General features: G+C 44.0%; 11 protein-coding genes. All 11 read left to right on the plus strand.

From position 1 onward, the window contains the following. Positions 1 to 16: 16 nt before the first annotated feature. The 11 genes from rplJ to ACF3OH_RS01450 all read left to right on the plus strand — a co-directional run bounded on the left by rplJ (position 17) and on the right by ACF3OH_RS01450 (position 15,441). Complete coding sequence (gene rplJ, locus ACF3OH_RS01400; protein WP_204591473.1) at positions 17 to 517, plus strand: 50S ribosomal protein L10; 501 nt, start codon at positions 17 to 19, stop codon at positions 515 to 517. A gap of 50 nt (positions 518 to 567) precedes the next feature. Then, positions 568 to 927 carry a 50S ribosomal protein L7/L12 gene (gene rplL, locus ACF3OH_RS01405; protein WP_392455472.1) on the plus strand — a complete coding sequence of 120 codons (360 nt, stop codon included), beginning with the start codon at positions 568 to 570 and terminating at the stop codon, positions 925 to 927. A gap of 82 nt (positions 928 to 1,009) precedes the next feature. Then, complete coding sequence (locus ACF3OH_RS01410; protein WP_204591477.1) at positions 1,010 to 1,609, plus strand: class I SAM-dependent methyltransferase; 600 nt, start codon at positions 1,010 to 1,012, stop codon at positions 1,607 to 1,609. A gap of 193 nt (positions 1,610 to 1,802) precedes the next feature. Beyond that, positions 1,803 to 5,354 carry a DNA-directed RNA polymerase subunit beta gene (gene rpoB / locus ACF3OH_RS01415; protein ID WP_204591479.1) on the plus strand — a complete coding sequence of 1,184 codons (3,552 nt, stop codon included), beginning with the start codon at positions 1,803 to 1,805 and terminating at the stop codon, positions 5,352 to 5,354. 98 nt (positions 5,355 to 5,452) lie between these two features. After that, entirely contained in the window at positions 5,453 to 9,055 is a 3,603-nt protein-coding gene (gene rpoC / locus ACF3OH_RS01420) for a DNA-directed RNA polymerase subunit beta' (protein WP_204591481.1), read from the plus strand. Between the two features lie 144 nt (positions 9,056 to 9,199). Continuing rightward, the gene (locus ACF3OH_RS01425; RefSeq protein WP_392455474.1) at positions 9,200 to 9,460 is read left to right on the plus strand and encodes a ribosomal L7Ae/L30e/S12e/Gadd45 family protein; all 261 of its coding nucleotides are present in this window, start codon (positions 9,200 to 9,202) and stop codon (positions 9,458 to 9,460) included. 88 nt (positions 9,461 to 9,548) lie between these two features. Next, the gene (gene rpsL, locus ACF3OH_RS01430) at positions 9,549 to 9,968 is read left to right on the plus strand and encodes a 30S ribosomal protein S12 (RefSeq protein ID WP_094942217.1); all 420 of its coding nucleotides are present in this window, start codon (positions 9,549 to 9,551) and stop codon (positions 9,966 to 9,968) included. Positions 9,969 to 10,009: 41 nt separating this feature from the next. Next, positions 10,010 to 10,480 (plus strand): 30S ribosomal protein S7, encoded by a 471-nt coding sequence (gene rpsG / locus ACF3OH_RS01435; RefSeq protein ID WP_094942216.1) that lies wholly within the window; start codon positions 10,010 to 10,012, stop codon positions 10,478 to 10,480. A 51-nt stretch (positions 10,481 to 10,531) separates the two neighbouring features. Next, the gene (gene fusA, locus ACF3OH_RS01440) at positions 10,532 to 12,610 is read left to right on the plus strand and encodes an elongation factor G (RefSeq protein WP_392455476.1); all 2,079 of its coding nucleotides are present in this window, start codon (positions 10,532 to 10,534) and stop codon (positions 12,608 to 12,610) included. Between the two features lie 113 nt (positions 12,611 to 12,723). Then, complete coding sequence (gene tuf / locus ACF3OH_RS01445; protein WP_204591485.1) at positions 12,724 to 13,911, plus strand: elongation factor Tu; 1,188 nt, start codon at positions 12,724 to 12,726, stop codon at positions 13,909 to 13,911. Positions 13,912 to 14,580: 669 nt separating this feature from the next. Further along, positions 14,581 to 15,441, plus strand: a complete 861-nt coding sequence (locus tag ACF3OH_RS01450) for a PPK2 family polyphosphate kinase (RefSeq protein ID WP_204591486.1) — start codon at positions 14,581 to 14,583, stop codon at positions 15,439 to 15,441. Positions 15,442 to 15,518: the final 77 nt, after the last annotated feature.

The following is a 15,518-nucleotide window of genomic DNA, read 5'->3' on the forward strand; positions in this document are numbered from 1 at the left end:
AATAGGAGGTGCCACTATGAGCAAAGCAATCGAAACAAAAAAAGTGCAAGTTCAAGAGATCGCTGAGAAGTTCCAATCTGCTGCATCAGTAGTAGTTGTTGACTACCGTGGTTTGAACGTTGCGCAAGTAACTGAACTTCGTAAACAACTTCGTGAAGCTGGCGTTGAGTTCAAAGTATTCAAAAACTCTTTAACACGTCGTGCGACTGAATCTGTTGGATTCGAAGCAATCAACGAGCACTTAACAGGTCCAAACGCTGTTGCATTTTCAACTGAAGATGTAGTAGCTCCTGCGAAAATCATCAACGATTTCGCAAAAACGAACGAAGCGCTTGAAATCAAAGCGGGTATTATCGAAGGTACGGTTGCATCTGCAGCAGACGTTAAAGCTCTTGCAGAACTTCCATCACGCGAAGGCCTACTTTCTATGCTACTTTCTGTACTTCAAGCTCCAATGCGCAACTTCGCGCTTGCAACAAAAGCTGTTGCAGAACAAAAAGAAGAGCAAGGCGCTTAATAGCAGCCTCGTAGCTTCATAAACTTATATCCAAATAGGAGGAAATTAAAATGAAAAACGAGCAAATCTTAGAAGCAATCAAAGAAATGACAGTTCTTGAACTTAACGACCTAGTAAAAGCAATCGAAGAAGAATTTGGTGTAACTGCTGCTGCTCCTGTAGCTGCTGCTGTTGGTGGCGCTGCTGCTGCTGAAGAGCAAACTGAATTTGATGTAATCCTAGCTTCTGCTGGCGATCAAAAAATCAAAGTAATCAAAGTGGTACGTGAAATCACTGGTCTTGGCTTGAAAGAAGCTAAAGAAGTAGTAGACAACGCACCAAAAGCACTTAAAGAAGGCGTATCTAAAGAAGATGCTGAAGCAATCAAAGCTCAACTTGAAGAAGTAGGCGCTAACGTAGAAGTTAAGTAATCACTTTCTTCCTACAGTGAAAAGCCCGTCAATTAGTGACGGGCTTTTCTTCTTTTTACGTTTTACGAAGGAGGGGAATGTCATGAGCAACCACTATTATTCGAATCGTCCAGACGTTGAAAGTAATCCCTCAAAGATCCAGCATGTAGGGCGTGGCCACACGTTCACACTAGAGACGGATCGTGGAGTATTCAGCAAAAGTGGAGTAGATTTTGGCTCCCGTGTTCTCATGGAGGCATTTCAGGCACCTCAGATCGACGGAGACTTTGCAGACGTAGGGTGTGGATACGGCCCGATCGGGTTGACGCTCGCCAAAGCGTTTCCAGAACGGATCGTCCATATGGTGGATGTCAATGAGCGAGCTGTGGAGCTTGCTGGAAAAAATGCAGACCGCAACGGGGTTCAAAATGTGCGAATTGCCGTAAGTGACGGAATGGAGAATGTACCGACAGGACTAGCTGCGGTCATTACCAATCCTCCGATTCGTGCAGGGAAAGAAACTATTTTCCGATTCTATCAACAAGCGTATGAACGTCTTTTAGACGGTGGCGAACTTTGGATCGTGATTCAAAAGAAACAAGGTGCCCCATCGACAAAAGAATTTCTCGAACAGCTCTACTCAGAAGTAGAAGTTGTGGAAAAAGTCAAGGGATATTGGATTTTAAAGGCCAAGAAATATTGACTTGACAAATTCGCTGTGATATTATAATAAAATGCAAAAATATTATTTTGTAGGAGTATGCCCATTTTTACAGCACGCTCCGTCAATTTTTATGTAATCGAAAATGAGCTCTAACTTAGAACTCGTTTTCTTTTTGTCTTTATCGCTGCCTAGGCAGCATAGAAAGAAAATCGTTTCTTGAGGGGTGAATAAGTTGACAGGTCAACTAGTTCAGTACGGACAACACCGCCAGCGCAGAAGTTTTGCGCGTATCAGTGAGGTGCTCGATCTTCCGAATCTGATTGAGATTCAGACGGCATCTTATGAGTGGTTTTTAGAAGAAGGATTGCGTGAAATGTTTAAAGATATTTCACCGATCGAAGATTTTACAGGGAACTTATCCCTTGAATTCGTCGACTACAAGCTTGGTGAACCTAAGTACTCAGTAGACGAATCAAAAGAGCGTGATGCAACATATGCAGCACCACTTCGTGTAAAAGTACGTCTCCACAACAGAGAGACAGACGAAGTAAAAGAACAAGATGTATTTATGGGTGACTTCCCACTTATGACAGAAACAGGCACATTCATCATCAATGGTGCTGAACGTGTAATCGTTTCTCAGTTAGTTCGTTCCCCAAGTGTATATTTCCACGATAAAACAGATAAAAACGGTAAAAAAGGCTTTGGTGCTACAGTAATTCCAAACCGTGGTGCATGGCTTGAGTATGAAATCGATGCAAAAGACGTTGTATATGTCCGTATCGACCGTACACGTAAACTACCAGTTACCGTGTTACTGCGTGCATTAGGTTTCGGTACAGACCAAGAAATCATTGAGCTTCTTGGTGACAACGAATATTTACGCAATACACTCGAAAAAGATAACACAGAAACAACAGAAAAAGCACTTCTAGAAATTTACGAGCGTCTTCGTCCAGGCGAGCCGCCAACAGTAGATAGCGCGAAGAGCCTTTTATATTCTCGTTTCTTCGATGCGAAGCGTTATGATCTTGCAAATGTAGGTCGCTACAAGATGAATAAAAAGCTTCACATCAAAAACCGTCTCTTCAACCAAACGATTGCTGAAACACTTGTTGACCCAGAAACAGGAGAAATCCTTGTAGAAGAGGGAACAATGATCGACCGTCGAGTACTAGACCGTTTGATTCCAAACCTTGAAAGTGGGATTGGCTTCAAAACACTTTCACAAGTGGGTGGCGTACTTGAAGATGACATCGTAATCCAAGCTGTGAAAATCTACGCACCAAACGATGAGAACCAAAAAGAAATTACGGTAATCAGCAACGCGTACGTAGAAGAAGAAATCAAAAATATCACACCTGCTGATATTATTTCTTCTATCAGTTACTTCTTTAACCTTTTATACAACGTTGGAAACACAGATGATATCGATCACCTAGGAAATCGTCGTCTGCGTTCAGTCGGAGAACTTCTTCAGAATCAGTTCCGTATCGGTCTTTCTCGTATGGAGCGTGTTGTACGTGAGCGTATGTCAATCAATGATACACAATCTATCGTGCCGCAACAGCTGATCAACATCCGTCCTGTTATCGCGTCGATTAAAGAGTTCTTCGGTAGCTCGCAATTATCTCAGTTCATGGACCAAACAAACCCACTTGCAGAGCTAACGCATAAGCGTCGTCTATCTGCACTTGGACCTGGTGGTTTAACACGTGAGCGTGCTGGATTTGAAGTACGTGACGTTCACTACTCTCACTATGGTCGTATGTGTCCGATTGAAACACCTGAGGGGCCAAACATCGGTCTAATCAACTCCCTTTCAAGTTTCGCGAAAGTGAACAAGTTTGGGTTTATTGAAACACCATATCGTCGTGTAGATCCTGAGACAGGTCAAGTGACTAGCCGCATCGATTACTTAACAGCAGATGAAGAAGACAACTATGTAGTGGCACAAGCAAACTCGATTCTAACTGAAGACGGTAGCTTTGCAAACGAAGAAGTCGTAGGACGTTTCCGTGGAGATAACACGGTATTCCGCCGCGAGCAAATCGACTACATGGACGTATCTCCAAAGCAAGTTGTATCGGCTGCGACAGCATGTATCCCATTCTTAGAAAACGATGACTCCAACCGTGCCCTAATGGGAGCAAACATGCAACGTCAAGCCGTGCCTCTATTAAACCCAGAAGCACCGTTTGTCGGAACAGGTATGGAGCACGTCAACGCACGTGATTCAGGCGCAGCAGTTGTTGCCAAGTATCACGGAATCGTTGAGCACGTCGAAGCAAAAGAAATTCGCGTTCGCCGCATCGAAGAAGTCGATGGCAAAGAAGTAAAAGGCGATTTAACAGTATACAAGCTACAAAAATTCATCCGTTCAAACCAAGGGACAAGCTACAACCAACGCCCAATCGTACGTGTTGGCGATGTAGTGAATCCAAATGATATCCTCGCAGACGGACCATCAATGGAAGCTGGAGAGTTAGCGCTTGGGCGTAACGTTCTTGTTGCCTTCATGACATGGGACGGCTACAACTACGAGGATGCTGTAATCATGAGCGAGCGTCTTGTGAAAGACGACGTTTACACATCTGTCCATATTGAAGAGTATGAGTCAGAGTCTCGTGATACAAAGCTTGGGCCGGAAGAAATTACACGTGATATTCCAAACGTCGGGGAAGAAGCACTTCGTAACCTAGACGATCGTGGAATCATCCGTATCGGTGCTGAAGTTCGTGATGGCGATATCTTAGTAGGAAAAGTAACACCTAAAGGGGTTACAGAACTTACTGCAGAAGAGCGTCTACTACACGCAATCTTCGGTGAAAAAGCACGTGAAGTTCGTGACACGTCTCTACGTGTACCACACGGCGCTGGCGGTATCATCCTAGACGTGAAAGTATTCAACCGTGAAGACGGAGATGAGCTTCCACCGGGTGTAAACCAACTCGTTCGTGCGTACATCGTACAAAAACGTAAAATCTCTGTAGGGGATAAAATGGCTGGACGTCACGGAAACAAGGGTGTTATCTCGCGCATCTTGCCGGAAGAAGATATGCCTTTCCTTCCAGACGGAACGCCAGTTGATATCATGTTGAACCCACTTGGTGTACCATCTCGTATGAACATCGGTCAGGTACTTGAGCTTCACTTAGGTATGGCTGCTCGTACGTTAGGTGTTCACATGGCATCTCCTGTATTTGATGGAGCGAATGAAGAAGATGTATGGGAAACGATGGAAGAAGCTGGGATGAATCGTGACGGGAAAACTGTCCTTTATGATGGTCGCTCAGGGGAACCATTCGACAACCGTGTATCTGTCGGAATCATGTACATGATCAAACTTGCGCACATGGTTGATGACAAGCTTCACGCACGTTCTACAGGACCTTACTCACTTGTTACGCAACAACCACTTGGCGGTAAAGCCCAGTTCGGTGGTCAGCGTTTCGGGGAGATGGAGGTTTGGGCACTTGAAGCTTATGGTGCTGCTTATACACTTCAAGAAATCTTGACAGTGAAATCCGATGACGTTGTAGGTCGTGTGAAAACATACGAAGCCATCGTTAAAGGCGAAAGCGTTCCAGAACCAGGTGTTCCAGAATCATTCAAAGTATTAATTAAAGAGCTTCAGTCACTAGGTATGGACGTTAAAATGATGACAATCAATGATGAAGAAGTAGAGCTTCGCGATCTTGAAGAAGACGAAGACCTGCCATCAGCTGAGTCATTAGGCATCTTACCACCAGTTTCAGAGGAAACTGCTGAGACAGTTGAATAAGTAATTTCTATACTGCGGGAAGGTTCGTCCTTCCCGCCTATCTTAAAGCAGAGCTGCTTGAAGTCTTTTAAAGACAACACTAGAGGGAGGTAGGCTCCTTGATAGACGTTAATAACTTCGAATATATGAAAATTGGATTAGCTTCACCAGACAAGATTCGTTCATGGTCTTATGGAGAAGTTAAAAAACCAGAAACAATCAACTACCGTACACTAAAACCTGAGAAAGACGGGTTATTCTGTGAACGTATCTTCGGTCCTACAAAGGATTGGGAGTGTCACTGTGGAAAATACAAGCGCGTCCGTTATAAAGGCGTCGTCTGTGACCGCTGTGGAGTAGAAGTCACACGTGCAAAAGTACGTCGTGAGCGTATGGGTCACATCGAGCTAGCTGCTCCTGTTTCACATATTTGGTACTTTAAAGGAATTCCAAGTCGTATGGGCTTGATTCTTGATATGTCTCCACGCTCTTTAGAAGAAGTCATTTACTTTGCTTCTTATGTCGTGGTAGATCCTGCGGATACACCGCTTGAAAAGAAACAACTTCTTTCTGAGAAGGAATACCGCGCATACCGTGAAAAATATGGAACGAAATTCTTAGCAGCGATGGGTGCAGAAGCTATCAAGCGCTTGCTCGAAGAAATCGATCTTGAAAAAGAAACGGATACGCTAAAAGAAGAATTGAAAACTGCACAAGGACAACGTCGCACACGTGCGATTAAACGTCTTGAAGTAGTTGAGTCATTCCGTAACTCTGGAAACAAACCAGATTGGATGATTCTTGATGTTCTTCCGGTCATTCCACCAGAATTACGTCCGATGGTTCAATTAGATGGTGGACGTTTTGCGACGTCTGACTTGAATGATTTGTACCGCCGTGTCATCAACCGGAACAACCGTCTAAAGCGTCTTCTTGACCTTGGTGCTCCAAGCATCATCGTTCAAAATGAGAAGCGCATGCTCCAAGAAGCAGTGGATGCATTGATTGATAATGGTCGTCGTGGCCGTCCAGTTACTGGACCAGGTAACCGTCCATTGAAGTCACTATCACACATGCTAAAAGGGAAGCAAGGACGTTTCCGTCAAAACTTACTTGGTAAACGTGTTGACTATTCTGGTCGTTCGGTTATCGTTGTAGGTCCTAACTTAAAAATGTACCAATGTGGTCTACCAAAAGAAATGGCGATCGAGTTGTTCAAACCGTTCGTTATGAAAGAATTGGTAGAACGCGGTCTTGCCCATAATATTAAATCTGCGAAACGCAAAATCGAGCGTCTACATTCTGAAGTTTGGGATGTATTAGAAGACGTTATCCGTGAGCATCCGGTCCTTCTTAACCGAGCACCTACGCTTCACCGATTAGGAATCCAGGCATTCGAGCCAACACTAGTTGAAGGCCGTGCCATCCGTCTACACCCACTTGTATGTACAGCTTACAACGCTGACTTCGATGGTGACCAAATGGCGGTTCACGTTCCACTTTCTGCAGAAGCACAAGCAGAAGCGCGTCTTCTTATGCTTGCCGCTCAAAACATCTTGAACCCGAAAGACGGAAAACCAGTTGTTACACCATCTCAGGATATGGTACTAGGAAACTACTACTTAACTCTTGAGCGTAAAGGTGCAACAGGTGAAGGTTCTATCTTCTACGGACCAGATGAAGTTTTACTTGCATACACGAACGGTCACGTGCATTTGCACTCTCGTATCGCGATTGCAGCTTCTTCTCTAAACAACCAAACGTTTACTGAAGAGCAAAACAAAATGTTGTTATTAACGACAGTCGGTAAAGTGATTTTCAATGAGATCCTTCCTGAGGAATTCCCATACATCAACGAACCAACTGACTTTAACCTACAAGTTGAAACACCAGGAAAATACTTCGTTCCAACGAACACAGATGTGAAAAAACATCTAGAGGACATGGAAATTGTTTCTCCGTTCAAGAAGAAAATCCTTGGAAATGTTATTGCTGAAGTGTTCAAGCAATTCCACATTACAGAAACATCAAAAATGTTGGATCGCATGAAAGCATTAGGCTTTAAATACTCAACGCGTGCTGGTATCACAATCGGTATTTCAGATATCGTGGTACTTCCAGACAAAGGAGAAATCCTTGAGGAAGCACAAGGCAAAGTGGACAAAGTAACGAAGCAATTCCGTCGTGGTCTTATTACGGAAGATGAGCGTTATGCAAGTGTCATCAGCCAGTGGAGTAAAGCAAAAGAAGTTATGCAAGACAAGTTAATGCAGTCTCTTGATCACTTAAACCCAATCTTCATGATGCAAGACTCTGGAGCACGTGGTAACGCGTCCAACTTCACGCAGCTTGCAGGTATGCGCGGTCTGATGGCCAACCCGGCTGGTCGTATCATCGAGTTACCGATCAAATCTTCCTTCCGTGAAGGTTTAACGGTACTTGAATACTTCATCTCTACTCACGGTGCTCGTAAAGGTCTTGCCGATACAGCCCTGAAGACAGCTGACTCAGGTTACTTGACGCGTCGTCTAGTAGACGTAGCACAAGACGTCATCGTTCGTGAAGACGATTGTGGAACAGATCGTGGTCTTGAAATTGGATCATTAATGGAAGGTTCAGAGGTTATCGAGGACTTCAGCGAACGTATCGTTGGCCGTCACACGAAGAAAACAGTATTCCACCCAGAAACGGGCGCTGTCATCTTAGAAAAAGACGGATTAATTACAACGGATATCGCACGCGAAATCTTAGACGCTGGACTAGAGAAGTTAACAATCCGTTCTGCTTTCACATGTAATACAAAACATGGTGTATGTAAGAAATGTTATGGTCTTAACCTTGCAACAGGCGACACAGTTGAAGTGGGAGAAGCAGTTGGTATCATCGCTGCCCAGTCAATTGGAGAGCCAGGTACTCAGTTAACAATGCGTACATTCCACACAGGTGGGGTAGCAGGAGACGATATCACACAAGGTCTTCCACGTATCCAAGAAATCTTTGAAGCCCGTAATCCAAAAGGACAAGCGGTCATCTCAGAAGTCAACGGTACAATCGAGAAGGTCGATGAGATTCGTGAAGGCCAGAAAGAAATTACAGTCAAAGGCGACGTGGAAACACGTAAGTACTTGGCACCATACAATGCCCGTCTGAAAGTGTCTGAAGGCGACACGGTTGAGCGTGGACAAGTTATGACAGAAGGTTCAATCGATCCGAAAGAACTTCTTCGCGTCAAAGATGTCAACACAGTTCAACTTTACTTGCTGAAAGAAGTTCAGAAGGTTTACCGTATGCAAGGGGTAGAAATCGGCGACAAACACATCGAAGTAATGGTTCGCCAAATGCTTCGTAAAGTGCGTGTCATCGAGGCTGGTGAAACGGAACTACTTCCAGGATCACTTCTGGACGTTCACCAATTCGCTGAAGCAAACCGTGACGCTGTTCTTGAAGGAAAACTTCCGGCTACTTGCCGTCCAGTCATCCTGGGGATCACAAAAGCATCACTTGAAACAGAATCCTTCTTATCTGCAGCATCGTTCCAGGAGACAACTCGTGTCCTTACAGATGCAGCAATCAAAGGGAAACGTGACGAGTTGCTGGGTCTTAAAGAGAACGTTATTATCGGGAAGCTTGTCCCAGCTGGTACAGGTATGCAACGTTACCGTCAATTGCGCTTAGCTAAAGACGAACTTGAAGAAGATTTAGAAACGATTGGCGCTGAATAAGTTCTAGTCGATAAATCGCGGGCTCCTCCGAAGTGGAGAGAGTCCGTGATATTTTTATGGATTCGTGTTGACATGAATCTGTAGAGATGATAATATGTTTAAGGTTGATAGTTCCATGACTTGACCGCTTTGGAGGATATGCAAATGTCTTATGAAAAAGTGAAGCAAGCACAGAAAACGATCATCGGTACAAAGCAAGCAGTAAAAGCTGCGCGAAATGGACACTTGTCCGAAATTATTGTCGCGATGGATGTTGATCACCATGTGATTGCACCCGTTCTGGAAGTTGCGCGAGAGTTCAACATTCCGGTAACGAATGTTCCGTCAAAACAACAGCTTGGTAAAGTGGCTGGCCTTCGGGTTCACGCTTCTGTCGTAGCAATTGCTGACTCACGGTTTTTGTGAAATTCACAAAGCCTTTGTTTTTTACCTAAAAATGAACCACCTGGATGTGTGGTCTTAAATTAACTAGAAATGAAGGGAGGACAAATCGATGCCTACAATTAACCAATTGGTCCGTAAGCCTCGTAAATCCAACGTCACTAAGTCAAAATCACCAGCACTAGGAAAAGGCTACAACAGCTTTAAAAAATCAACGACAAACTTAAACTCGCCTCAAAAGCGTGGAGTTTGTACGCGTGTTGGTACGATGACACCGAAGAAACCGAACTCGGCTCTTCGTAAATATGCTCGTGTGCGTTTAACAAACACACTGGAAGTAACTGCTTACATTCCAGGTGAAGGTCACAACCTTCAAGAGCACAGTGTTGTACTTATCCGTGGCGGACGAGTAAAAGATTTACCAGGGGTACGCTACCACATCGTTCGTGGTGCACTTGATACTGCTGGTGTTAATGGTCGTATGCAAAGCCGTTCACTTTACGGTACTAAGCGTCCAAAAGAAAAAAAATAATTTAATTCAAATCGTACCAATCTTTGAAAGGAGGAAAACACATGCCTCGTAAAGGTCCTGTTTCCAAACGTGACGTGTTACCAGATCCAATTTACAATTCAAAGCTAGTAACACGCTTAATTAACAAAATGATGATTGATGGTAAAAGAGGTACTTCTCAAAAGATCCTTTATGGAGCGTTCGAATTAGTAAAAGAGCGTTCTGGTAAAGATCCACTAGAAGTATTCGAAGCTGCACTTAACAACGTAATGCCAGTACTAGAAGTACGCGCACGCCGTGTTGGTGGAGCGAACTACCAAGTACCGGTTGAGGTTCGCCCAGACCGTCGTTCTACTCTTGGTCTTCGTTACCTTGTAAACTACTCTCGCCTACGTGGAGAGAAAACTATGGAAGAGCGTTTAGCGAATGAAATCCTAGATGCATCTAACAACACTGGTGCTTCAGTTAAGAAGCGCGAAGATATGCACAAAATGGCGGAAGCGAACAAAGCATTCGCTCACTATCGCTGGTAGGATTCACCCGAATCTATACACTCTAATCCGAAGTGGAAGGAGACAACTTAAATGGCTCGCGAATTTTCATTACAGAAAACTCGTAATATCGGAATCATGGCGCACATCGATGCTGGTAAAACAACAACGACTGAGCGTATCCTTTATTACACTGGCCGTATCCACAAAATTGGTGAAACGCACGAAGGTGCTTCACAGATGGACTGGATGGAGCAAGAGCAAGAGCGCGGAATTACAATCACATCAGCTGCTACAACAGCTGCATGGAAAGAGCACCGCGTAAACATCATCGATACACCAGGACACGTAGACTTCACGGTTGAAGTTGAACGTTCACTACGTGTACTTGATGGTGCGGTAACTGTACTTGATGCACAATCAGGTGTAGAACCACAAACGGAAACAGTATGGCGTCAAGCTACAACTTACGGCGTACCACGTATCGTTTTCATCAACAAAATGGATAAAACAGGTGCAGACTTCTTGTACTCTGTTAAAACATTACATGATCGTTTGGAAGCAAACGCTCACCCAATCCAGTTACCAATCGGTGCAGAAGACGACTTCCGTGGAATCATTGACTTAGTGGCAATGACTGCTACGATGTACGGAAACGACCTTGGTACGGATATTCAAGAAGTGGAAATTCCAGAAGAGTACAAAGCGCAAGCTGAAGAGTACCGCGAAAAGTTAATCGAAGCAGTAGCTGAGCTTGACGAAGAGCTAATGGAAAAATACCTTGGCGGCGAAGAAATCACAAACGAAGAACTAGTTGAAGGTATCCGTAAAGGTACTGTAAACGTAGACTTCTACCCAGTAGTTTGTGGTACTGCGTTCAAAAACAAAGGTGTTCAAAAGATGTTGGATGCGGTTATCGCATACCTGCCATCGCCACTTGATGTAGCTCCAATGAAAGGGATCGACCCAGACACAGAAGAAGAGCTAGTACGTGAACCTTCAGATGAAGCTCCGTTCTCAGCACTTGCATTCAAAGTCATGACGGATCCTTACGTTGGTAAATTAACATTCTTCCGTGTGTACTCAGGTACATTAGATTCTGGATCATACGTTCAGAACTCTACTAAAGGGAAGCGTGAGCGCGTAGGTCGTATCCTACAAATGCACGCCAACTCTCGTGAAGAGATTTCAAAAGTATATGCAGGAGATATCGCTGCGGCTGTTGGTCTTAAAGATACAACAACTGGAGATACACTATGTGATGAAAAGAGCCTAGTTATCCTTGAGTCTATGGACTTCCCAGAGCCAGTTATCTCATTATCTGTAGAACCAAAATCAAAAGCTGACCAAGATAAAATGGGTCAAGCTCTACAAAAACTTCAAGACGAGGATCCAACGTTCCGTGCACACACGGACCAGGAAACTGGCCAAACGATCATCTCAGGTATGGGTGAACTTCACCTTGATATCCTAGTTGACCGTATGAAACGTGAATTCAAAGTTGAAGCTAACGTAGGTGCTCCTCAAGTATCTTACCGTGAGACTATCCGTGCTACTGCTGAAGTAGAAGGTAAATTCGTCCGTCAATCTGGTGGTCGTGGTCAATTCGGTCACGTTTGGATCGAGTTCTCTCCAAACGAAGAAGGTAAAGGCTTTGAATTCGTTAACGCTATCGTTGGTGGTGTTGTACCACGTGAATACATTCCAGCAATCGAAGCGGGTCTACGTGACTCTCTAGACAATGGTATGTTAGCGGGTTACCCAATCATCGACTTAAAAGCAAAATTATTCGATGGTTCATACCACGATGTTGACTCGAATGAGATGGCGTTCAAAATTGCTGCTTCAATGGCTCTTAAAAACGCAGTATCTAAAGTTAACCCAGCTCTTCTAGAGCCTGTTATGAAAGTAGAAGTTGTAATTCCAGAAGAATACCTAGGCGATATCATGGGTGACATCACGTCACGTCGTGGACGCGTTGAAGGTATGGAAGCTCGCGGAAACGCACAAGTAGTTCGTGCAATGGTTCCACTTGCTGAAATGTTTGGATATGCAACATCACTACGTTCTAATACACAGGGACGCGGAACATTCTCAATGACATTTGATCACTATGAAGAAGTTCCTAAGTCAATCGCTGAAGAAATCATCAAAAAAAATAAAGGTGAATAATTGAAATTCACCTTCGTTTCAAGTATAACTATCTTGTAGTGTATGAAAGCAAAGGGGCTTGCCCCTTCTGCTTTTATCATAAAACAAACAATTACTGAGGAGGATTTACTCTAATGGCTAAAGAAAAATTCGATCGTTCCAAAACACATGCTAACATCGGTACTATCGGTCACGTTGACCACGGTAAAACTACTTTAACAGCTGCTATCGCTACAGTTCTTTCTAAGCGTCTTGGCGGTGAGGCTCGTTCATACGATCAAATCGACAACGCTCCAGAAGAAAAAGAGCGCGGTATCACAATCAACACATCTCACGTTGAGTACGAAACTGAAGCTCGCCACTATGCACACGTTGACTGCCCAGGTCACGCTGACTATGTTAAAAACATGATCACTGGTGCTGCACAAATGGACGGCGGTATCTTAGTAGTATCTGCTGCTGATGGCCCAATGCCACAAACTCGTGAGCACATTCTTCTTTCACGTCAAGTAGGTGTTCCTTACCTAGTTGTATTCATGAACAAATGTGACATGGTTGATGACGAAGAGTTACTAGAATTAGTTGAAATGGAAATTCGTGATCTATTATCAGAATACGACTTCCCAGGCGATGACATTCCAGTAATCAAAGGTTCTGCTCTTAAAGCTCTAGAAGGCGAAGCTGAGTGGGAAGAAAAAATCATCGAACTTATGGACGCTGTAGATTCTTACATCCCAACACCTGAGCGCCAAACTGACAAGCCTTTCATGATGCCAGTTGAGGACGTATTCTCAATCACTGGTCGTGGAACAGTTGCTACTGGCCGTGTTGAGCGTGGACAAGTTAAAGTCGGTGACGTTGTAGACATCATCGGTATCGTTGAAGAGCCAAAATCTACTACTGTAACTGGTGTAGAAATGTTCCGTAAACTTCTTGACTATGCAGAAGCTGGAGACAACATCGGTGCACTTCTTCGTGGGGTTTCTCGTGAAGATATCCAACGTGGACAAGTATTAGCTAAACCAGGCTCAATCACTCCACACACTGAGTTCAAAGCTGAAGTTTATGTATTATCAAAAGAAGAGGGTGGACGTCACACTCCATTCTTCTCAAACTACCGCCCACAGTTCTACTTCCGTACAACTGACGTAACTGGCGTATGTAACTTACCAGAAGGCGTTGAAATGGTTATGCCTGGAGACAACATCGAAATGACTGTTTCTCTAATCGCTCCAATCGCGCTTGAAGAAGGTACTAAGTTCTCTATCCGTGAGGGTGGACGTACTGTTGGTGCTGGTGTAGTTGCGACTATCACTAAATAATTTCAGCTTTTGCTGATTTTGAACCCTCCCCGGGACGCTGGGGAGGGTTTTATTTGTAGGTGTGGAAGGCGTTCGTCCAGAAATGCTTCGGGAATCAATCGTGCCCCTAGAGACTCTCTTTGTCTCTAGGGGTGCGATTGATTTTCGAATGTATTTCTAACGCATGGAACCCGATTTGATTCGAAGTCGAAACTAGATTTCAGTTTTCGCGGGATTTCTAGAAGGCGCAACTTGATTTCACCCGGAGTCGAAAAACCATTTAAGACGTTGAGTTCCACTGCGGGGTTGCTTTCCGCGGGCGCTGCGTGAGCTTCCTCGTCGCATACTCCTGCGGGATCTCACGGCAGACTGTAATCCCACTGGAGTCAACCCCTCCATTCCACTCAACTTTAGTGAAATTCAAAAATCGCCGCTGACTTTATCACACTACTAAGTTGATTATTACGTTAACTCGGCTGATTGTGATGTTAGCGGAGTTTATTCTGACGTTCCTCGAATTATGGAAACTAACTTCAATTCTCTTCTCATCAAAACCTCTAAATTACTCAAGTTCTTACTAGTAAGCCCTTAAGTATCAAAAGCCCTTCCTAGCAAGCCCTTCCCCTCATTAGGTTTGCGCAATTTCAACCGCGGGTAAAGTTTCCTATATATAAAGAGGAGGCCACATCCATGAAAGTTAGTACATATAAAGTGCCGAGCACAAAGTCCATTCGCCTCAAAGACTATCCAACTTCTGAAGGGAAGAAAGAAGAGAACGATCATATACGTGAGCACATCATTCCAGACCTGGTAACACAAATGAAAGATCTGCATCACAGACTTCATGCGGAAGAGAAACACGGGATCTTGGTTGTTTTGCAAGCAATGGATGCAGCAGGGAAAGATGAAGCAATTAGCTATATCTTTTCCAACTTGAGTGCTCAAGGCCTGAAAACGACGACACTTAGTAAACCAACAGATGAAGAGATGAAACAAGATTATTTAAGACGCATCCAAGTGGGACTGCCGGATCGGGGACAAATCGGGATCCTAAATCGCTCACACTATGAGGAAGTAATCGCACCGCGGATTCATAACACGCTGGAAGACGGGAATATTCCAGATCATGCAGACAAACGTTCTATTTGGAAACTGCGCTATCGCCAAATCAATGATTATGAAAAATATCTCTATGAAAATGGGATCCACATTGTGAAGTTCTTCTTTCATATGTCGAAAGATGAACAAAAAGACAGATTGCTTGAGCGCATGAAAAATCGGGAAAAGCACTGGGAGTTTTCGTTCTCAGATATTGAAGAACGAGAATACTGGGATGACTACCAAAAGGTGTTTGAAGAAATGTTAAATCATACGTCGACGAGTTATTGCCCATGGTACGTCTTGCCAGCAGATGACGAGTGGCATAGTCGCCGTCTGGTAACAGAGATCATGATTGAACTGATGGAAAAGTTAGATCCGAAATACCCAACATATACAGGTGAAGATTTAAAACGCTTGAAAAAGGAAATTAAAAAGCTAGAAAATGAATGAGCCGCCGAATCAGGCGGTTTTTCTATTCAATTCAAGTGGGGGGAGCTAGCTGAGTTCGGCAATTGTGTCGGGAGATT

Source organism: Chryseomicrobium aureum (genome assembly GCF_043182735.1).
Taxonomy (GTDB): domain Bacteria; phylum Bacillota; class Bacilli; order Bacillales_A; family Planococcaceae; genus Chryseomicrobium; species Chryseomicrobium aureum.

Coding starts and splice junctions, on each gene's coding strand:
- rplJ (WP_204591473.1), top strand. CDS start 17: ATGAGCAAAGCAATCGAAACAAAAAAAGTGCAAGTTCAAGAGATCGCT.
- rplL (WP_392455472.1), top strand. CDS start 568: ATGAAAAACGAGCAAATCTTAGAAGCAATCAAAGAAATGACAGTTCTT.
- ACF3OH_RS01410 (WP_204591477.1), top strand. CDS start 1,010: ATGAGCAACCACTATTATTCGAATCGTCCAGACGTTGAAAGTAATCCC.
- ACF3OH_RS01425 (WP_392455474.1), top strand. CDS start 9,200: ATGTCTTATGAAAAAGTGAAGCAAGCACAGAAAACGATCATCGGTACA.
- rpsL (WP_094942217.1), top strand. CDS start 9,549: ATGCCTACAATTAACCAATTGGTCCGTAAGCCTCGTAAATCCAACGTC.
- rpsG (WP_094942216.1), top strand. CDS start 10,010: ATGCCTCGTAAAGGTCCTGTTTCCAAACGTGACGTGTTACCAGATCCA.
- fusA (WP_392455476.1), top strand. CDS start 10,532: ATGGCTCGCGAATTTTCATTACAGAAAACTCGTAATATCGGAATCATG.
- tuf (WP_204591485.1), top strand. CDS start 12,724: ATGGCTAAAGAAAAATTCGATCGTTCCAAAACACATGCTAACATCGGT.
- ACF3OH_RS01450 (WP_204591486.1), top strand. CDS start 14,581: ATGAAAGTTAGTACATATAAAGTGCCGAGCACAAAGTCCATTCGCCTC.